Consider the following 18993-nt stretch of genomic DNA (forward strand, 5'->3'; position numbering starts at 1 on the left):
GCACCCGGCCACGGCGCCAGAAGATCATTGCGCCGGCCGGGCCGGATAGGGCCGAACGGCCCCGCGCACCAGGGCCGGACGGACGCAGCCGCGACGAGAGCCGGATCATGCGCTGCGCCTCCGGTAGCTCCGCGAGGTGCCGGGAGAGTCCATGGGCCCTCCCGGCAGACCTCCGGTGCTCCCCGCTCGATCCGGTGCGCCGGTGGTGCGGCCCGAAGCTGCCGTGGCCGGTCAGCCTCCCCTGCGACACAACGCGTTGGGCGCGCATGATGCCGGCCGTGTGAACCTCACCAACTGGGCCCGAGAGGCACGGACATCGAGGTGGGAGGCGCCCCGGGCCGCCGGTCGGCCCAGGGCTCCTCCCACCCCCGGAATCTCCTCTTCCTGCGCACAACCATTCCGGAGGCTCCGTTGTCACACCCGTGTCATAGGCATCCGAAACATGCCGCGCCCGGTGCCTTCCCACCTCCGGTGACGCGCGGCCTCCCACGGCTCACGGGGGTTTGAACCACCTTGCGCAACCGCAGAATCTCCACCGCGACGGCACTCGCCGTCCTCTTCAGTTCCGCGGCGCTGACGGGCCTCGGGTCCACGGCCGCCCACGCCGACGGCCACGCCGTCCTGCCCGTCGCCTCCGTCGCCGACGTCGTCGTGGACAGCGCGCACCAGCGCGTCTTCGTGAGCGACCCGACCGGCGGCAAGGTCGTGGCCACCGACTACAGCGGCAACGTCGTCGGGACGCTCGGCTCCCTGCCGGAGGCCAACGGCCTGGAACTCTCGGCCGACTCGCAGACGCTGTACGTGGCCGTCCCCGGCAGCGACGAGATCGCGGCCATCGACACGGCCGGCCTCACCGAGTCCGCGCGCTACTCGACCGGCACCGCCGACGCCCCGACGACCCTCGCCCGCGCCGGCGGGAAGCTGTGGTTCGGCTACGGCACGGCGACGGAGGGGAACATCGGCTCCCTCGACCTCTCGGGCTCGGATCCTGTTCTCGCCGTGGCCCAGGACAGCCGCAGCCGCTGGTACTACGCGCCCCGACTGGCGTCCAACCCGGCCGCGCCCGGTGTGCTGGCCGCGGGCGTGCCGGGCCTCAGCCCCTCCGCCGTGGCGACCTATGACGTCTCCGGCCCGAACGCTCCCCGACTCATGGCCCAGGACCAGGCCGGCAGCAACCTGCGAGACCTCGCGGTGACCCCCGACGGCCACCAGCTCGTCACGGCAAGCGGCTCGCCCTACGAGCACCAGGTGCTGTCCACCTCCGACCTGAAGAAGGTCGGCAGCTACCCGACCGACGCCTACCCGAACGCCGTCGACATCGCCGCGGACGGCACCGTCGCCGCGGGCATCGACGGCTACTACGAGCCGGACGTCTACATCTTCGAGCCCGGTACCACCCAGCCGGTCCGGAAGTACGACTTCGCCGACACCGGCACCGGCACCCTGGTTCCGGACGGCCTGGCCTGGGAGCCGGACGGCAACCACCTCTTCGCGGTCACCGAGAACGGCAGTACGTACCGCCTCAACACGCTGAACGCGCCGACCAAGGCCACCACCACCGTGACGGTGAGCGCGCCTTCCTCGGTCGTTCCCGGCAAGTCGCTGACCGTCACCGGGAAGGTCAGCGGTGGCGATGCGCTGCCGGCCGGGACGTCGCTGACCGTCACCCGCACCGATGCGCAGTCGCCGTCGGGCAAGGCGCTGGCCCCGGTGACGACCGCCGAGGACGGGACGTTCTCCTTCACCGACACCCCGCCGGTCGAGGGCGACGCGAAGTACTCCGTCTCCTACGCGGGCGACGCCGGGCACGCTCCGGCGTCCGCCACGCGGACCGTGGCCGTCGCCCGCAGCGCCACCACGGTGACGGTGAGCGCGCCCGCCACGGCCACCCGTGCCAAGTCGCTGACCGTCACCGGCAAGGCCGCCAACGCCGAGGCACTGCCGGCCGGCACCGAGCTCACCGTCAGGCGCACGGACCTGGAGTCGCCCTCCGGCAAGGCGCTGGCCTCGGTGAAGACCAAGGCGGACGGAACCTTCTCCTTCACCGACACCCCGCCGGCCGGCGGGGACGTGAAGTACGCCGTCTCCTACGCGGGCGACGCGACCCGTGCCGCGGCTTCGGGCTCCGACACGGTGGCCGTCTCCCGGACCGCCGCCACGCTCAGCCTGAACAACAACGGCACGGTGTACTCGTACGGCAAGGACGTCACCTTCACCGCGCACCTGGGCACCACCTACAAGAACCGCACGGTGGAGATCTGGGCCAACCCCTACGGCTCGGACAAGCCCAACGTCCTGGTGAAGAAGGCGACCGTCAACTCCAGCGGAAACGTCTCCGCCGTGGTGGACATGAAGCGGGACACCACCGTCACCGCGGTCTTCGCCGGTGACGCCCGCACCGCCCCGAAGTCGGTCAAGGTCACCGTGTACGCCAACGTGAGTGTCTCCACCTCTCTGGCGAAGTACTACAAGACGGGCAAGGTCAGCGCGAACTCCTCGACGTACTACTGGTACCGCAAGAACACCGGCCCGCTGTTCACCACCACGATGAGCTACTACGCGGGCCGCCACCACCGGCTGGACATCGACGTCTACGTCCAGGGCCAGTGGCACCGCGGTTACGAGGAGTTCTTCGCACTGGGGACCGACGGCAAGAGCGTCATCGACCTCGGCGCCTCCGACGAGGCGGGCCTCCGCGTCCGGGTCCGGTCGGCCTACGTCAACGACTCCTCCGGCGACAACGTCAACTCCACCACCTACAGCTCCTGGAAGTACCTCTACTTCACCAACTGACCAGCGGCCCCGGGCCGTCGGCGGAGAAGCACCGAGCCGCCGCGGCTTTGCCGGATCCCCGACCGAGCCCACCGCCTCCGCGACTCACAAGGAACCCCAGCACCCATGCCCATTCGTACAACGGCCACGCTCGCCACCTTCCTGGTAGCGGGCCTCATCCCCCTCACGCTGCCCGCCGCAGCGAGCGCCGCGCCCGCGAAGCACGGCGATGACTTCAACGGCGACGGCTACCGCGACTACGCGTACTCGAGCTTCAGCGCCGGAGGGGGCGGCGGCGTCACCGTGGTCTTCGGGACCGCCACCGGGCCCGGCTCCACACATCAGCGCATCACCCAGGCGAGCCCCGGCGTGCCCGGCGCCGACGAGGCCGACGACATGTTCGGCGAGGTACGGGCCGCCGCGGACTTCGACGGCGACGGATACGGCGACCTCGCGGTGGCGGCGACCGGCGAAAACGGCTCCCAAGGCGCCGACCAGGGCGCCGTGACGGTTCTCTGGGGCTCCGCCTCCGGCCTGTCCGAGGGCACGACTCTCCCGAACAAGAACCCGGGCCGCAACAACTACATGGGCAAGGATCTGGCGACCGGCGACTTCAACGGGGACGGCAAGCAGGACCTGGCCGTCATCAACGATTCCATGACCTACGTATACCGCGGCCCGTTCAAGCGCTCCGGCACCACCGGCACCGTGACCAAGCTCGACAAGACGACGTCCTTCTACGCCTCGGCCCTCATCTCCGGCAAGGTCAACGGCGACAGCAAGACCGACCTCGCGATCATCGGTGACGTGGTCAGCCCCGAATACATCGCGTCCGACGTCTGGTTCATCAAGGGCGGCGCGAGCTCGCTCACCCCGGGCAACAGCCTCCGCCTGGAGTCCCAGTCCGGCAACGGCGGCAGCTCCGAGCGCGGCGGCGACGGTGTCATCGCCGACTTCGACAAGGACGGCTACGGCGACATCGCCGTCGGCACATCCCTCTACTCCACGCACAAGGGCCGTGTCAGCGTCTGGTACGGCTCGTCCACCGGCCCGTCCCGAAGCACCCGCTTCACCCAGTCGACCAGCGGCGTCGCCGGAACCCCGGAGAACTACGACGAGTTCGGCGATTCCGTCTCGGCGGGCGACGTCAACGGCGACGGCTACGCGGATCTCGCGGTCGGCGTGCGGGGCGAGGAGATCGACGGCCAGGAGTACGCGGGCGGCGTGCACGTCCTCAAGGGGCGGGCGAGCGGCCTGTCCGGTACCGGTTCGCAGTGGTTCGCCCGCAACACCCCCGGCGTGCCAGGCGCGTTGACGGCCGACGATCAGTTCGGTGGCCTGGTACGGCTGCGCGACACGGACGATGACGGAACGGCCGACCTGTATGTGAGCGCCGTCGGCTCTCTGCGGCTGCCCGGCTCAGCCGGCGGCATCACCACGGCGGGCGCGACGGAATACGACGCGGCGCCCATCGACAGCTTCTTGGAATGACTTCCCTGGACGAATAGGAGCCTGTCTGCGAACCCCCGTCGTTCGCGCGGAGCGCGGGGGCAGCAGCGGTCGGTGCGTGCGGCGAGCGTGCGTGCCGGGCGCTGGGGCGCAGGTAGGGGTTCGAAGAAGGGTGATGCCGTCGCCGTGCCGGGCGGCGGACAGCACGAAGACGCGGCTGCCGTCAGGCCGGTGGGCCCCGCGCAGGCACTTGCCGTCCACCGCGTACGCACGCCGCTTCGGCGTGGGGTGATCGCTGTCGAGGGCCTGTCGGTGGGCGCGGCGCTGTTCGCGTTCGATGAGACCTCCTCGGGCGCGGCTCGCCGGCACGAAACGGCACGAAACGGCATGAACAGGATCACGCGACACTAGCCAACGTCCACCCCGGCGGAACGAATACGGCGAGACCTCCACCAACCCCAGACCGTGTGGCCCACCAGAGCGACCGCAACGGCAACTGCCGTGAACCGAACGGTGGTCCAGGTACCCAGAACAACCTGACTCGGCCCGCGCGACTCCGTCTGCAGACGCATGGAAGTCTCGTAGAAGGCCACCAGGGGAACAAGCAGCCGGAAGAACAGGCCGCCGATGCCCGGCACCTGTGCGACGTTCCCCAGGAGCCCAAGGGGTGCTCCGAAGAAGAATGCCAGCACACCCCAGAGGGCGATTCCGGATGATCCCGCACCTGAGGAATCCAGTCCACCCAGGGAGGCCAGGTGTCCCTTGGTCAGGTAGTAGGTCACGACACCGATGGCCAGCCCCAGAGGCGCGAGAACGACCGATTCGATTTTGGACCGGCGGAAATAACCCACCAGAAACGCGTAACAGGCCCAGGGCCACCCACCGGTGAAAACGGCGCCCACGGCCGCACCTGGACGGCCGCCCCCATGCTCAGCGGTAGGCCCTGACAGACCAAGCAACAAGCCAAGCCCGAGTGGCACCGCAATCGATGCGGCCCGAGCACCCCAAGAGTTCACTCTCACCCCCTCCGGCCCTGATGCGGCAAGATCCTCGCGGCCGCGAAGGCCGGCTTCGATATGGTGCGCGCCCCGCTCATTGGTTTGGACAACAAAGAACCCCCGGGTCGTCGACCTGGGGGTTTCACATGGAGCGGGTGACGAGAATCGAACTCGCACTCTCAGCTTGGGAAGCTGATGTTCTACCACTAAACTACACCCGCGTAAGACGCCGGTTCGAGCCGGTGCCGAATGCTCGCTCACTCTACCTCATGCCCGGCCCCCGGCGTCGAAGCCGCGGGGCCGGCGTGCGTTTCGGAGGGTGGATGCGGCTGCGGGCGGCCGGAGTTGGGGCGTACGGTGGTGGCCTTGAAGAGGGTCCGGACGGGATCGGAGTGCCGCCTGGAGAGCCGTCCCTTTCATCCCGTAATGTGGCTTTCGTCGTCAGGGCATCAGCCTGACGCGGCTCTTGGGGAAGGGACTCTGGGACTTGATGGAGCGCACCGTCGTCCGTTGTGCCGAGGGGCACGTGTTCAGCACCGCTTCGTTCCCGATGCAGCAGGCCGAGCGGCTCGGCCCCGGCCGGCTGCTCCGGTGTCCACGCTGTGCCCGGCTCCGCAGTGTGGTGCCGGTTCCGGTGGCGGTCGCCATGGAGAAGCAGTGACGGAGCAGTAGGCGCAGCAGCTGGGGCGCCGGATCAGTAGTGGAGAGACAGGGGCGCCACAGGAGTGGCGCAGTGGCAGTGACGGAGTAGTACGGGCGCGCGGTGCCGCCACGATTGTGGTGGCTCCGCGCGCCTTGCGTATCCTCAGGGCGTGCTTCTCTCAGACAAGGACATCCGGGCCGAGATCGACGCCGGGCGGGTCCGGATCGATCCCTACGACGAATCCATGGTGCAGCCGTCGAGCATCGACGTGCGGCTCGACCGCTACTTCCGGGTGTTCGAGAATCACCGCTACCCCCACATCGACCCCTCGGTCGAGCAGGCGGACCTGACGCGGCTCGTCGAGCCCGAGGGTGACGAGCCGTTCATCCTCCACCCCGGAGAGTTCGTCCTCGCCAGTACGTACGAGGTCATCTCGCTCCCCGACGACCTCGCGTCGCGGCTGGAGGGCAAGAGCTCGCTGGGACGGCTGGGGCTGGTCACCCACTCCACCGCCGGGTTCATCGACCCCGGGTTCTCCGGGCACGTCACCCTTGAGCTGTCCAACCTCGCGACGCTGCCCATCAAGCTGTGGCCGGGGATGAAGATCGGCCAGCTGTGCATGTTCCGGCTCAGCTCGCCGGCGGAGTTCCCGTACGGGAGCGACCGGTACGGCTCCCGCTACCAGGGCCAGCGCGGTCCGACCGCCTCGCGGTCCTTCCTGAACTTCCACCGCACCCAGGTCTGAGGCGAGGAGCCTGTCTTCCGTGCGCGAGAACCTCAGCTACGAAGGGTTCGGCGTCGCCGTACGCGAACTCGCCCAGACCATCGCCGACGACGGGTACGAGCCCGACATCGTGCTCTCCATCGCCCGTGGCGGCGTCTTCGTCGCGGGCGGGCTCGCCTATGCCCTCGACTGCAAGAACATCCACCTCGTGAATGTGGAGTTCTACACCGGGGTGGGGACGACGCTGGAGATGCCGGTGATGCTCGCTCCGGTCCCCAACGCGATCGACTTCTCCGACAAGAAGGTCCTGATCACCGACGACGTCGCCGACACGGGCAAGACGCTCAAGCTCGTGCACGACTTCTGCGTCGACGCCGTCGCCGAGGTCCGCAGCGCCGTGATCTACGAGAAGACCCAGTCGCTGGTGAAGTGCGAGTACGTGTGGAAGCGAACCGACGAGTGGATCAACTTCCCGTGGAGTGTTTTGCCTCCAGTGCATAAGTCTGGCGAGGCGGCCAAGGAGAACACGGAAGCCCTCTGAGCTGCGGACACGGTGTAGCAGCTTCCCGCTGACGAAGATCAGGGCCCTCGGTGTGAGCCGGGGGCCCTGTTGTGTAGCGGTCGGCATCGAGCATGGATGACCGCGGGAGTCGACTTGAGCAGAAAATCGAACGTGCGATCTAATTACGGGTATGGACAGGCACCGCATCCCAGATGATCTTTTGGCTGCGCAGACGGCTTGGTACGTGACCTACGAACGCCTCGTGTCGGTGCAGCACACGGGCGCCGCTGTGCACCGTCGGCACTTGCTTGCGTTGTCTCGGCGTATCGCGGCGCATCCGTTCTGGGAGACGCCTGCGGGTACGCCGGCAGCCCGGGTGGAGCTGAAGGAGATCGGCCGGCGGCTGGCCGCGAGGGATGCAGCGCCCTGAGGACCCTGGCACGAGAGTGGCACGGCACAGGGCCTGTGGGAGTAGCCGGTCACCTGTCCAGCCGCTGCGGATCACCGGGGACCGTCCGTATCCAGGAGCGCAGTTTCCAGCAGACTGCGACGGGGCCTACGAGCATGGAAAGCATCCACAGGCCCACGCTGGCAGGGGAGATCATGTAGTACTCCCACCGCTCCGGAAGCAGGGCTGGAAGGGCGATCGCCAGCACGAGGGCAAGCCAGGTGCCTATCACCGTGAGCACGGCCTTAGACACGATTACCGCTCTCCGCACTGAATCCCCCGCCTTCGAACTTCCCCTCCGGCCGAAGGTTACATCGCGAATTTTGAGGTCTGGCCTCATCTTTTGGCAGGTCGATCACGGGAGCTCTGGGACCACTCTTAGGTTCTGTCTCTTTGGTCAGGTCGGGTCCAGATGAGGATGCTGGCGAGGTGGGAGCGCGGCCTGATAGGCGATGGCGAGTTTGTCGGTTCGTGTGGCCAGGCCCTGCCACTGCTTGAGGCCGTTGGGGCAGCGTTCGACGGTGTTCCGTTGCTTGTAGGCCTCGCGGTCGAAGCCGGGTGGGCGGCCCGTGACGGCCTCGCCGTTGGCGGAAACGTCGGCAGACCGCGGCACACGAACTGGGCCACGCCCTGGGGCTGTGCCACAAGTCGGACGCGGGCGGTCCGGCGGATCAGGGCCGGACGCCCCGGGCCTTGATCCGAAGGACACGGGACGGGGCGAGTTACCCCGGGCCCGTCGCCCAGGCCGCCGAGATCAGATTCCCGGCCGGAGGGGGTCAGCCCTTGAGCAGGTTGTAGGCGAGACCCACGACGAGGAGGTACCCCAGATAAGAGGCGAGTACCACGCCCAGCATCGCCAGGAGCTTGACCGGCGTCCCGAACGGCTTGCGGGCGAGGGAGAGGTTCGCGAAGAGGCCCGCCGCCCCGATGGCCCCGCCTATCGCCCCGCCGACAGACAGCAGGAGGATCGGCACGATCGAGAGGACCAACTGCCACCAGGCGAGCCCTCGGACCCTGGCCCACGGATCCGGCTTGCCGAGCGAGTTCTTTCCGAGGTCGGGGATCTGCTGCATGCGCGGGAACCCTCATTCTCTTCATCGTGATCGTGCTGAACCGTCAGGATGCGGGTGACGGGCCCACCGGGCAACGACGCGCCGACAACGGTTTGCCTACGAAACTCGGCTGTCAACGGCCGGCTCGGCGCCCTTGCCCGCGCATTCAGTCCGCCTGGGACGTGTCCGTCAAGTTGACTCCCCTGGCCGGCCGCGGGACTTGGACCTCTGGCTCATCCTGATCAGGTCGATCACCGGGGACCGTCGACGTCGGCCCACCGGTCCTACGCCTCGGCCGATCGTCCACGGAGGTCCGGCGTCGACCGCCGCTGTTCGCGCTTGTTGGTGTCAACCGCTGGTGTCAGCCACCGCACGCGGTCTTGCCAAGCGGCTTTTCTCGGAGAGGCCCCGGTGCTGCCGTTACCGCTTCTGGGCTCGGTACTGCTTGAGCAGAGCCGTGATCTTTTCGCTCTCGGCCGCGCCGTTCAGCTCGACCAGGAGAAGATCGGGACACAGCTCGTAGAGATCGCCCCACCATCGGCGCCCTCGGTTGTCCCAGATCCGGTAGCCGCCCGGCACGCCTCTGGCTACGTACCGACGCTTACTCATGGCTGCTCCCCAGGCCGTGACAGCCGCAGGGCTTCGTCACGGACTCCCTTGTCCTGGTCGGCGGCGAGTCTCACAAGCTGGTCCACGAACTCGTCCGTCCGGTCGTCGGCAATCATCCAACTCTGGTAGCCGAACACCTCGCCGTGGAGCCGGTCGGCGGTCCACCACTCCTCAGCCCGCGACAGCGCCGCCGGCACCGCGCGCAGACCGACCAGATCCCTCCGTTCGAGCAAGGCCTGCGCCGTCTCTTGCGCAACTGCGGTGTCGTGGGCGTCCAATAGGAGCCGCTCAAGGATTGGGCCGACCCCTTCCCGCTCGGCCCACGCCGCAAGCTGTCGGCCGGCCGCGGCTCCGGCTAGGCCCTCCCTTGCAGGACGAGAAGGCGGTGTACCCACCCCCTGCCGCCGGTACGCAGGGCCGGAGAGCCGGTGACTCCGTCCAGGGAAGCCCTCTGATCCGTGGTGGTGCTTGCGTAACGCTGGGGGTCGGTCGCGCCCGGAGCGTACTGCCGGCCGGGTGTTGGCGGAGATCATTCACTTGGCGGTGCGGGCGTGTGACGAGCTCCCGTGTATGAGAGACGGGCTCATCGAAGACCCTGACATCAGGGGCGACGCGTACTTCCGGGTCCGGGCCGACCTCTGGCGGGAGAACGCTCATCTCCGCGAGGCCATGCGCAAGGACTTGGGGATGGGGGGTCCGCCGGATCCCGAGGTCGGTGAGTACCGGTATCCGGCGGCGTCGTGAGGGGCCGGTGGCCCATCCGCCGCGGACCTTGCGGGGGAGAACGCGAGAGGGGCTTCCGGCGCGGTGCCGGGAGCCCCTCTCGGGTGTGAACGCGGAGCGCGGAGCGCGCTAGAACGTGCCCAGCTTGATGATCGACAGGATGGCGATCAGCTGAATGGCCGACGCGGCCAGGGCCTTCGGCCACGGGAGGTCGTGGGACTTGCCGACCATCAGGGTCAGCAGGGCACCCGCGCCGATCCAGGTGGCCCAGCCGAGGATCTTGACGAAGGGGGCGTCGCCGCCGAAGAACATGGCGACGAGCAGACGCGGGGTGTCCGTGATGGACATGATCAGCATGGAGAGGCCGACCGTGGGCTGCCAGGCGCCGTCGCCGCCGAGCTGGCGGGCCAGGGTGTGGGTGACCACGCCCAGGACGAACGTGCTGATGACGATGGCGACGGCCGTCGTCAGGACGATCGGGACGGCGTTCGAGAGGGTCGCGCTGATGGCGTCCTCGCGGGCGCCGTCGAAGCCGAAGACCGCCAGCAGGCCGTAGAGGAACGTCACGATCAGGGCCGGGGCCCACATCGTGTAGTCGCGCATCTGGAGGAAGGTCCTGTTCGGGGCGGTCACGATGCCCTTGAGCAGGTCTTTCCAGTGCAGCCGGGGGCCGACCGGCGGAGCCGCCGCCGCGCCCGCGCGGTAGGTCTCGCCCTGGTTGTACGGGTCCTCGCCGATCGAGAAGGCCTGGGTGTGCCCGGGGCTGTTCGCCGCGTACGGGTCCGGGCCCTGCTGCGGGTGACCGTCGCCGAAGTACTCCGGCTCGCCGTGCCCGCCGCCGTGCCCGCCGCTCTGGGGCCAGCCGCCCTGCTGTCCGCCGTACGGCTGCTGTCCTCCGTACTGCGGCTGCGACGGCGCGGGCGGATAGCCGTACGGCTGCTGCCCGCCTCCCTGGGGGGGCTGCTGCCCACGTCCCTGCGGGGCCTGTCCGTACGACGGTCGTTGTTGCGGTCGCGCTTGCGGGGCACGGTTGTCCCGTCCGCCGCGTCCGATCCTGAATCCAGCCACGTTATCGAACGTACCTGGTCCCGAAGAGTGACGTGCCGGGCCCGGGGCAACGGGCCCGGCATTGGGGCCGAGCTGTGACATCCCCTACGGGAGAGGCGAGTCCGCCCCTACGGGTCGTCGGAGCAGGGCCGTCGCCCGGCAGGACGCAAGGGCCGTCAGTCGAGGAAGGGGCCGTCGAAAGCGGGCAGCGTGACGGCGCCGGTCGCCGTCGGGTTGCCGGAGGTGCCGGGCAGGACCAGCCCCCGGAAGGCCGTGCCCACGCCCAGGTCCGCCTTGCCGTCGCCGTTCAGGTCGCGCAGGTGGACCGTGTAGCCGAAGGTCGCGTACGCGCCGTCGGCTCCCGTCACCGTCTGCGGGATCCATGAGGAGCGGGTACCGGTCAGGCCGCCGGAGCCGCCGCGGAACAGGTGGACGCCGCCCTCGTCCTCGGCGCCGTCCACGTCCTCGGACGGGACGCCGACCGCGAGGTCCGCGTAGCCGTCGCCGTTGGCGTCGGCGGCCGAGAGGGTGATGCCGAAGTCGTCGTCGGCCTCGGGCGTACCGGAGACGCCCGAGGTGGCCTGGGTGAGCAGGGTCGACCCGCTCGGGCCGGAGGCCGCGCCGCGCCAGACGGTCACCGCACCCCTGCCGTCGCCGCGGAACGGTTGGCCGAGGGCGATGTCGGCGTAGCCGTCCTTGTCGAAGTCACCGACGGCCGCGGTCGTGGCGGAACTGTCGAGGGTCTTGGAGGTGCCCGACGTCAGACCCCCGGAGGCGCCCTTGAGGAACCAGACCCGGCTGCGCTCGTCACCGCCGTAGAGCTGCGAGCCGAGGATCACCAGGTCGGTCTTGCCGTCGCCGTTGATCCTGCCCGCCGCGAGTCCGTGCGAGTACCAGCCCTGGTCGGTCTTGTCGATCTTGCTGACCGTGCCCGTGGAACCGGACTTGGAGAACGGGCCCCGGTACAGCCACGCCTCCTGGCCGCCGATCGCCGCGAGGTCGGGCGAGCCGTCTCCGTTGAAGTCACCGGCGACCAGGTCCATGCCGAAGGAGGCGTACGTGCTGTTCGCGTCGCCCTTCGGGGTGACGGTGGTGCCGCCGGACAGGCCGGAGCGGGAGCCCCACACGACCGTGACCATGCCGCGGTACTTGGCACTGCCCACGGTCTCGGTGTAGTTGCCGACGACGAGATCCGCGTAACCGTCCTTGTTGAGGTCGGCGCTCGTCATGCTGCCGCCGAAGGCGTCGTCCTCTTCGCCCGATCCCGGGATGCCGGCGCTGTCCTGGTCGATGACCCGGGTGTGCGAGGTGTCGAGACCGCCCGCGCGGCCGTAGACGACGGTGACGGCGCCGCCGGTGTGGCCGTCCCGGTTGTAACCGATGTACGCGACGTCGCGGTAGCCGTCGCCGTTGAAGTCGTCGTACTGCTTGGCGACCGCCGAGGACGCGGGGGTGGCCAGAGCGAGGGGGGTGAGGCCTGCCGCCAGGAGGGAGGCGGCGAGGACCGTCGAGCTGCGCTTGCGCATGCGAGGTTCCTTTGCGGGACGGCCCGTGCCGGGCCGGGTCGGGCCGGACGCGGCCGGATGTCAGCTGTTCAGGGCGGTGCCGTAGGCAGGGGCGCCCGTGGTGGAGACGCCCGTGGTGGAGGGGCCGAAGCTGGTCGAGCCGGTGACGGTGGGGCCGTTCGCCGTGCCGCGCAGGGACCAGACGGCGCCGTCGCCGGCGTTCTCGCCGGGCGCGGAGACCGTGAGGTCCGCGCGGTGGTCGCCGGTGTGATCGGTCAGCGCGACGCGGGCACCGAAGTGGTCGCCCGTCTCGGGGGTGCCGGGCACGCCCGCCGTGGACTGCGAGAAGGACACCGCGCCGGTCGTCCGCAGGCCGGCGGCCGAGCCGTACAGGACGGTGACCGAGCCGGTCGCGGCGGCGCTGCCGATCGACTCGTGGGCCGCCCCCACCGCCAGGTCGGCGTATCCGTCTCCGTTGACGTCGGCGAGGGAGACCCCGCTGCCGAAGCGGTCACCCGACTCGGCGGTGCCGGGCACGCCGGGGGTGTCCTGGGTGACGACCGAGGGGGCGCGCCGGGTGTCGACGCCGTCCGGGCCGCCGTAGACGACGGTGACCTTGCCGCCCTTGGCGCCCGACGGGTCGGCGGAGGTCTCCCGGTCGTTGCCGACCGCGATGTCCGCGTGGCCGTCGCCGTCGATGTCGCCGACGGCCGACACATAGCCGCCGGGCAACTCCTGAAGCCAGTCGGTGTAGTTGCCGATCGTGCCGTCGACCAGGGCGGTGACCGCGTCGTCGGTGCCGGAGACGCGTCCGTGCACGACGAGCCTGTCGATGCCGGTTCCGGTCACGTCCCCGGCGGAGAGGGAGGTGATGCCGTACGAGGAGGCCCAGGAGAAGCCCGAGCCCGAACCGTAGCTGAGGGCGGCGGACTTGGTGATCGGACCGTCGACGAAGTTGAGGCCGATCAGGTCGGTCGATCCGACCGCGACGTCCTGGTCCCCGTCGCCGTCGAGGTCGGCGGCGGCCAGCGACTGGCCGAAGTGGTCGTGGTCGCGGCTGGAGAAGTCCGGGAGGGTGCGCGCGCCGGACAGGCCGGACGCGGAGCCCCAGACGACGGCGACCGTGCCGTTGTTGGTGTCGTCGTCGGTGTCCTCGCCGGGAGCGCCGACGATCAGGTCCGCGTAGCCGTCCGTGTTCAGGTCGGCCGAGGCGACGGCCGTGCCGAAGGCGTCGTCGGCCTCGGCGGTGCCGGGCACCCCGGCCGTGTTCTGGGTGATCAGCCGGTAGGTGGAGCTCTTCGGCCCGCTCGCGCTGCCGTAGACGACGGAGACGGCGCCCGCCTTCGCCTTCCCGCCGACCGTGGCGCCCGGCGCACCGATCGCGAGGTCGGCCCGGCCGTCGCCGTTGAAGTCGTACGGGGCGGCGGCAGCGGTGGCGTGGGCGGCGGGCGCGGCCAGAGCGAGCGAGGTCAGGGCGACCGACAGGATGGCGGCGGCCGAGGCGCGTGTACGCATGAAGTTCCTTGACGCGAGGGAGGGTTGTGTCACTGCGCGATGGCCCAGCCGAAGGATGCCCCGCCCTTGAGGGAGACGTCGCGGGCCGTCAGGGAGGTGGCGCCGGTGGTGGTCAGGCCGGTGGCCGAGCCGCGCAGGACCGTGACGGCGCCGTAGCCGTTCTCGCCGCCGGAGCCCACGACCAGGTCGGCCTTGCCGTTCTTGTCCAGGTCGGCCAGGCGGACCGACTGGCCGAAGGCGTCGCTCGTCTCGGCGGTGCCGGGCACGCCGGCGGTGTCCTGGGTGTACGCCTTGGCGCCCTCGGTGGTCAGGCCGGAGGCGGAGCCGAGGAGGATGGTGACCCCGCCCGCGTCCTGGGTCCGGCCGACGTCCTCGCCGGACGTGCCGACCGCGACGTCGGCGTAGCCGTCACCGTTGATGTCGCCGGTGCTGATCGCGGAGCCGAAGATGTCGGAGTCCTCGCCCGCGCCGGGGACACCGGGGGTGTCCTGGTTGACGACGGTCGGTGCCTGGGACGGGTCGGGGCCGGTCGCGCTGCCGTACCAGACGTAGATCTGGCCGCCCTTGTGGCCGACGGTCTTGACTCCGTGCGGGTCCTCGTGGTCCCCGAGCACGAGGTCGCCGTAGCCGTCGCCGTTGATGTCGCCGACCGAGCCCTGGAAGCCGTCGGCGCTCGGCAGAGTGGTGCGGACGTACCTCGTTCCGGTCCAGCGGAAGTAGCTGACCGCGCCGCCCTCGTCGCCGTCGACTCCGAACGGGTAGAGACGTTCGGCCGCGCCGTCGCCGGTCAGGTCGCCCGCGATCACGTTGTACGCGGAGCCGAGTTCGCCGATGGTGGTGTGGCTCGCCGGTGTGCCGGTCCGGGTGAAGGGGCCCGTGTAGAGGCGGGTGCGGTCCTGCCCGCTGAGGGTCACGTCCGTTCTGCCGTCGCCGTCGAAGTCCCCGGTGGCGGCGCCGGACGCGAAGCCGCCCCATTCGGCGAGCGTGGACGGCTGGGGCAGCGTCGCGCCGCCCGAGAGGCCGGACTTGCCGCCCCACAGGACGGTGGCGGAGCCGACGCCGTCGCGGTCGCCGATGCTCTCGTTGGGGGAGCCCACCACGATGTCCGCGTAGCCGTCCCCGTCGAGGTCACCGACGGCGAGGCTGCTGCCGAAGGAGTCGTACGACTCGGCCGTGCCCGGAACCCCGGCGGAGTTCTGCGTGATCACGGTCTTCCTCGCGGCCGAGACGGGGGAGGAGGAGCCGTACAGGACGACCACGGCTCCGGCGAGCTGCGCGGAGCCCACCGTGGTGCCCGCGGCGCCGATGACGACGTCGCGGTAGCCGTCGCCGTTGAAGTCGCCGGAGAGCCGGGAGGGGGCCGCGGCGGCGGGGGTGGTGAGCAGGCCGGTGGTCAGGGCTACGGCAAGGAGGAGGGTGCGGTTGCGCACGGTGGAGGCTCCAGCACATCGGTGGACGAGCCGCCGCCGGGCCCGCGTGCGCGGGCCCGGCGGGGTGGGTCGGGACGGTCGGGCGGATCTCTCGGCGCCTCGGGGGTGTACGCCGCGAGAACGGCCGGGACCGTCGCCGACCGGCCGCTGTTCGGCCGTGGTCAGGCCGTTGCTAGGCCGCTCAGTCGGCGAAGACGGCGCTGAACTGCGGAGCGCCCGAGGTCGAGACGCCCGAGGTGCTCGGCGAGACGGTGCGGGAGCCGGTCGTGGTGATCACGCTGCCGTTGGAGGGCAGGTAGGTGACCGCGCCGTTGCCGCTGTTCTCGTAGGAGCCGACGATCAGGTCCGCCTTGCCGTCGCCGGTGACGTCGTCGAGCTTGACGTCCGCGCCGAACAGGTCGCTCTTCTCGTCGGTGCCGGGGACGCCCGCCGTGCTCTGCGAGAACGACTGCGCGCCGGAGGAGACCTTGACGCCCGCGGCGGAGCCGTACAGGACGGTGACCATGCCGGTGTTGGAGACGCCGTCGATGTCCTCGTCCGGGGCGGAGACGACCAGGTCCTGGAAGCCGTCGCCGTTGATGTCGCCCATGTCCAGCTCCCAGCCGAAGCTGTCACCCGCCTCCGAGGTGCCGGGGACGCTGCCGGTGTTCTGGGTGATGCCGGACGTGCCGGCCGGGCCGGACGCGGAGCCGTAGGTGATGTTCACCTTGCCGCCGTCGGCGGCGTCCGGGACGGGGATGCCGTCATCCGTGGTGGCGTCCCAGCCCGCGCCGCTGACGATGTCGCCGTAGCCGTCGCCGTTGATGTCACCGATGCCGGTGATCGTGCCGGGCTTGAGGGCCTGCGCGGACGCGACGTTCAGGCCGCTCGCCGTGCCGGGCACGAAGTAGTTCGTGTTCCAGTAGTCGCCGGTCTGCGTCTCGAAGCCGTCGACGATCAGGTCGGTCCTGCCGTCGCCGTTCACGTCGCCCGCGGTCAGGCTGAGCGGGCCGTAGGGGAAGTCGTTGCTGCCCGTGTCGATCGGGGGCTTGATCGTCGTACGGCCGCCGGGGGTGCCGGCCGTGCTGAAGCCGCCCTTGTAGACGTAGATCGTGCTCGACGAGCTGCCGACGGCCAGGTCGGCCTTGCCGTCGCCGTCGAAGTCGCCGGCGGCCAGGTCCTTGCCCCAGTAGTCGTGCGAGGAGGGGGACGGGTCCGGGACGCTGATGCCCTTGCCGGTGAGGCCGCTCGCGGAGCCCCAGAGGATGGCCAGGCCGCCACCGTTGGTGTCGGTGCCGACCTTCTCCGACGGGGACGCGACGGCGAGGTCGTCGTATCCGTCGTTGTTGAAGTCGGCGTACGCCGACTCGGCGCCGAAGGCGTCGCCGGCCTCGGCGGTGCCCGGGACACCGGAGGTGTTCTGGCTGATCGTGGAGCGCTTGGCGGAGGATACGCCGGTGGAGGTGCCGTAGAGGGCGACGATCTGGCCGGCGCCGGCGTGACCGCTGACGTAGGCGCCGTGCGCCGAGAAGGCCACGTCGCCGCGACCGTCGCCGTTGAAGTCGGCCTGCGGGACCGTCGCGGAGTCCGCGGCGGTCGCGGTCGCGGCCGAGAAGGTCAGAAGACCGCCCGTCAGCGCGGCAGCGGTGGCCGTCGCGAGGGCGAGTCGCACGTGGTGCGGGTGACGCTTGTGCATGCGGGATTCTCCTGCGGCATGCGGGGACGCCTGGAGCGCGTCCACAGTCAATGGGTTGCCGTGCCACCCGTGTTCGCCTGGAGTTGTTCCGGGCGTAGCCGGGCGGTTGCCGAACAGGAGACCGGCGAAGGTGAGTGAAGGTTGTACAAGAATTCGAAAAACGTTTGAGCTGGGTGGGATTCACGAGGCGGAGGGGGCGCGCCCGTGGAAGGACGCGCCCCTACCCGTCCGGGCGCGAGTGCGCCGGGTGCCTCGGGCCGTGGCCCCGCCCGAGGTGCCGGCCGTCGCGGCAGCCGCTGCCTCGGCCGCTGCTTCAGACGTAGCTGCCTCGGCCGCTGCTTCAGACGTAGTTGTCTCAGCCGCTACTTCAGCCGCAGGGGTACGCCGATGTCGTCCGGTGTGAAGAGCCGTGTCTTCTTGGGGTCGAACCCGTGGTCCGAGCCACGCAATACCAGATACGCGCCCTTCCGCTGCTCGTACAGCCGTCCGAAGACGACCGCGTCCGCGTGGCCGTCGCCGTCGACGTCGAGCAGCGGGGGACGGTGGCCGAAGACGTTCCAGTAGTGCGGATTCGGGGTGCCGGGCAGGCCGTCGGTCTCCGCGTCGATCGCCTGCTCGCCGTCGAGGGACTGCGCCCCGTCCGACCCGCCGGGCAGCAGCGTCACCTTGCCGTCGTGCCCCCGGAAGGTCGGGGTGTTCACGACGGCATCCGGTCTCCCGTCGCCGTTGACGTCGCCGATGGAGGGCGACGAGCCGAAGTCGAGGGGGTGCCGGTCGGCGGTGTCCGTGCTGCCGATCACGGTCCGCTCGCGGCCCGTGTCCAGACCGGACTTCGCCCCGTACAGGATCGTCAGGGCGCCCGTCGGGGTCGCGGTGAGCTGGGTGTGCACGAGCAGGTCGGGGAGGCCGTCGCCGTCCGCGTCCCCGGTGGCCGGGATGTCGGGCACCGTCAAGGCCTCGATGGCCTTCTCCTGACGGGTGTCCCGCACAAGCCCCTGTTCGTCGCCCTCGTACACGCCGACCGAGTGCAGGTCGGTGGGCGCGTTGTCGTCGTCGTCGGAGTCGAAGGAGTAGGTGAGCACCACTTCGGCCCTGCCGTCGCCGTCGAAGTCGCCGGTGGTGGCCGAGGCGGTCGTGGCGTAGCCGTGCTGGCTGAGGTCGAGCACGGCCTGTCGGCTCGGTGACCCCTTGCGGTCGAAGGGGCCGTACAGGAGCAGGCCGCCGGCGCCCTTCTCGGTGGCGTCGGGGTCGCCCGAGCCGCCGTGGCCTCCGTCGAGCAGGTCCACGGAGCCGTCGCCGTCGAAGTCGGCGGCGGCCATCGGGCGGAAGCCGTCGGGCAGATCGAGCCGGCGGGCGGTGCTCAGCCCGTGGGCGCCGCCGAACAGCGCGAAGGACTCGCGTGCGTCCCCGTCCGCGCCGCGGCTGCCGACCAGGTCCGTGAAACCGTCGCCGTCGAGGTCGGTGCGCAGGGGCTCCGTGATGAACATCGCGTAGTTCTCGGTGCCGGCCGGAGTCCGTTGTGCCGTGGCGGTGTCGAGGCCCGATCGCGATCCGTAGACCACGACCAGGTTCGCCGCGTATTTCTTGCGGTCCTTGGACTTCGACTCCACGACGTCCACGAAGTCGTCGTAGCCGTCACCGTTGAAGTCGCCGGGGTCGGGGCGTTCGGCGGGCTTTCCGGCGGCGGGACGGGACGAGCGGTCGGAGAGCTCGTTCGTGCCGCCGCCCGCGACCGCCAACAACAGGGCACAACCCAGGACGGCGGCGGGTCGGCGGCGCGTACGCATGGTGGGCTCCAAAGGGGGACCGGGGAATCGGACGACGACCGGGGGATCGGACGGGGACCAGGGGTTTTCGGGGAGTGACTCCCGAGGCGTACGAAGGGTTGCCCGTCGTTCTAC

The 18993-nt window shown here is 70.3% G+C and carries 18 protein-coding genes, 1 tRNA gene and 2 pseudogenes; 7 read left to right on the plus strand and 14 right to left on the minus strand.

Going from position 1 to position 18993, the window contains the following annotated elements:
* Positions 1–513 precede the first annotated feature (513 nt).
* Together OG788_RS24235 and OG788_RS24240 are read left to right on the plus strand one after the other, a co-directional pair.
* Positions 514–2793 carry an Ig-like domain repeat protein gene (locus OG788_RS24235; protein WP_406373372.1) on the plus strand — a complete coding sequence of 760 codons (2280 nt, stop codon included), beginning with the start codon at positions 514–516 and terminating at the stop codon, positions 2791–2793.
* 105 nt (positions 2794–2898) lie between these two features.
* Positions 2899–4263, plus strand: coding sequence for an FG-GAP-like repeat-containing protein (locus OG788_RS24240; protein WP_406373373.1), 1365 nt, complete (start codon positions 2899–2901; stop codon positions 4261–4263).
* A gap of 126 nt (positions 4264–4389) precedes the next feature.
* Here the strand turns inward: OG788_RS24240 and OG788_RS24245 are convergent.
* The 3 genes and pseudogenes from OG788_RS24245 to OG788_RS24255 form a co-directional block, all read right to left on the minus strand.
* Positions 4390–4566, minus strand: a pseudogene (locus OG788_RS24245) (ISAs1 family transposase); the annotation flags it as partial.
* Between the two features lie 62 nt (positions 4567–4628).
* On the minus strand, positions 4629–5123 hold the full coding sequence (locus tag OG788_RS24250; RefSeq protein ID WP_406373375.1) for a hypothetical protein: 495 nt from the start codon (positions 5121–5123) through the stop codon (positions 4629–4631).
* Between the two features lie 243 nt (positions 5124–5366).
* Positions 5367–5440 (minus strand) — tRNA-Gly (locus tag OG788_RS24255).
* Positions 5441–5709: 269 nt separating this feature from the next.
* On the opposite strand from OG788_RS24255, the gene OG788_RS24260 reads away from it, so the two are divergent.
* The 4 genes from OG788_RS24260 to OG788_RS24275 all read left to right on the plus strand — a co-directional run bounded on the left by OG788_RS24260 (position 5710) and on the right by OG788_RS24275 (position 7518).
* Entirely contained in the window at positions 5710–5880 is a 171-nt protein-coding gene (locus OG788_RS24260; RefSeq protein WP_351552136.1) for a hypothetical protein, read from the plus strand.
* A gap of 151 nt (positions 5881–6031) precedes the next feature.
* On the plus strand, positions 6032–6607 hold the full coding sequence (dcd, locus tag OG788_RS24265; RefSeq protein WP_010985889.1) for a dCTP deaminase: 576 nt from the start codon (positions 6032–6034) through the stop codon (positions 6605–6607).
* 10 nt (positions 6608–6617) lie between these two features.
* Entirely contained in the window at positions 6618–7127 is a 510-nt protein-coding gene (locus OG788_RS24270; protein WP_356465486.1) for a phosphoribosyltransferase, read from the plus strand.
* Between the two features lie 151 nt (positions 7128–7278).
* Positions 7279–7518 (plus strand): hypothetical protein, encoded by a 240-nt coding sequence (locus OG788_RS24275; RefSeq protein ID WP_406373377.1) that lies wholly within the window; start codon positions 7279–7281, stop codon positions 7516–7518.
* A 49-nt stretch (positions 7519–7567) separates the two neighbouring features.
* Here the strand turns inward: OG788_RS24275 and OG788_RS24280 are convergent, their stop codons facing one another.
* The 5 genes and pseudogenes from OG788_RS24280 to OG788_RS24300 form a co-directional block, all read right to left on the minus strand.
* A complete protein-coding gene (locus OG788_RS24280) occupies positions 7568–7789 on the minus strand; it encodes a hypothetical protein (protein WP_406373379.1) in 222 nt (73 codons plus the stop codon).
* A gap of 125 nt (positions 7790–7914) precedes the next feature.
* Positions 7915–8104 (minus strand): annotated as a pseudogene (locus OG788_RS24285) (IS5/IS1182 family transposase); the annotation flags it as partial.
* A 208-nt stretch (positions 8105–8312) separates the two neighbouring features.
* Positions 8313–8609 (minus strand): hypothetical protein, encoded by a 297-nt coding sequence (locus OG788_RS24290; RefSeq protein WP_406373381.1) that lies wholly within the window; start codon positions 8607–8609, stop codon positions 8313–8315.
* A 399-nt stretch (positions 8610–9008) separates the two neighbouring features.
* On the minus strand, positions 9009–9197 hold the full coding sequence (locus OG788_RS24295) for a hypothetical protein (RefSeq protein ID WP_406373383.1): 189 nt from the start codon (positions 9195–9197) through the stop codon (positions 9009–9011).
* Positions 9194–9475 carry a hypothetical protein gene (locus OG788_RS24300; RefSeq protein ID WP_406373385.1) on the minus strand — a complete coding sequence of 94 codons (282 nt, stop codon included), beginning with the start codon at positions 9473–9475 and terminating at the stop codon, positions 9194–9196. Before OG788_RS24300 ends, OG788_RS24295 begins: the two co-directional genes overlap by 4 nt.
* A gap of 238 nt (positions 9476–9713) precedes the next feature.
* On the opposite strand from OG788_RS24300, the gene OG788_RS24305 reads away from it, so the two are divergent.
* The gene (locus OG788_RS24305) at positions 9714–9941 is read left to right on the plus strand and encodes a hypothetical protein (RefSeq protein WP_406373387.1); all 228 of its coding nucleotides are present in this window, start codon (positions 9714–9716) and stop codon (positions 9939–9941) included.
* Positions 9942–10049: 108 nt separating this feature from the next.
* Here the strand turns inward: OG788_RS24305 and OG788_RS24310 are convergent, their stop codons facing one another.
* From OG788_RS24310 to OG788_RS24335, 6 genes are all read right to left on the minus strand, one after another.
* Positions 10050–11069 (minus strand): Yip1 family protein, encoded by a 1020-nt coding sequence (locus OG788_RS24310; protein ID WP_351547752.1) that lies wholly within the window; start codon positions 11067–11069, stop codon positions 10050–10052.
* 74 nt (positions 11070–11143) lie between these two features.
* A complete protein-coding gene (locus OG788_RS24315) occupies positions 11144–12493 on the minus strand; it encodes an FG-GAP and VCBS repeat-containing protein (protein WP_406373389.1) in 1350 nt (449 codons plus the stop codon).
* A 60-nt stretch (positions 12494–12553) separates the two neighbouring features.
* Positions 12554–13987, minus strand: coding sequence for an FG-GAP-like repeat-containing protein (locus tag OG788_RS24320; protein ID WP_406373391.1), 1434 nt, complete (start codon positions 13985–13987; stop codon positions 12554–12556).
* Positions 13988–14016: 29 nt separating this feature from the next.
* On the minus strand, positions 14017–15417 hold the full coding sequence (locus OG788_RS24325; protein WP_406373392.1) for an FG-GAP-like repeat-containing protein: 1401 nt from the start codon (positions 15415–15417) through the stop codon (positions 14017–14019).
* A 181-nt stretch (positions 15418–15598) separates the two neighbouring features.
* Positions 15599–17092, minus strand: coding sequence for an FG-GAP and VCBS repeat-containing protein (locus OG788_RS24330; protein WP_406373394.1), 1494 nt, complete (start codon positions 17090–17092; stop codon positions 15599–15601).
* Between the two features lie 362 nt (positions 17093–17454).
* On the minus strand, positions 17455–18879 hold the full coding sequence (locus tag OG788_RS24335) for an FG-GAP repeat domain-containing protein (RefSeq protein WP_406373396.1): 1425 nt from the start codon (positions 18877–18879) through the stop codon (positions 17455–17457).
* Between the last annotated feature and the right edge of the window lie 114 nt (positions 18880–18993).

The organism is Streptomyces sp. NBC_00647, assembly GCF_045207245.1.
Lineage (GTDB): Bacteria > Actinomycetota > Actinomycetes > Streptomycetales > Streptomycetaceae > Streptomyces.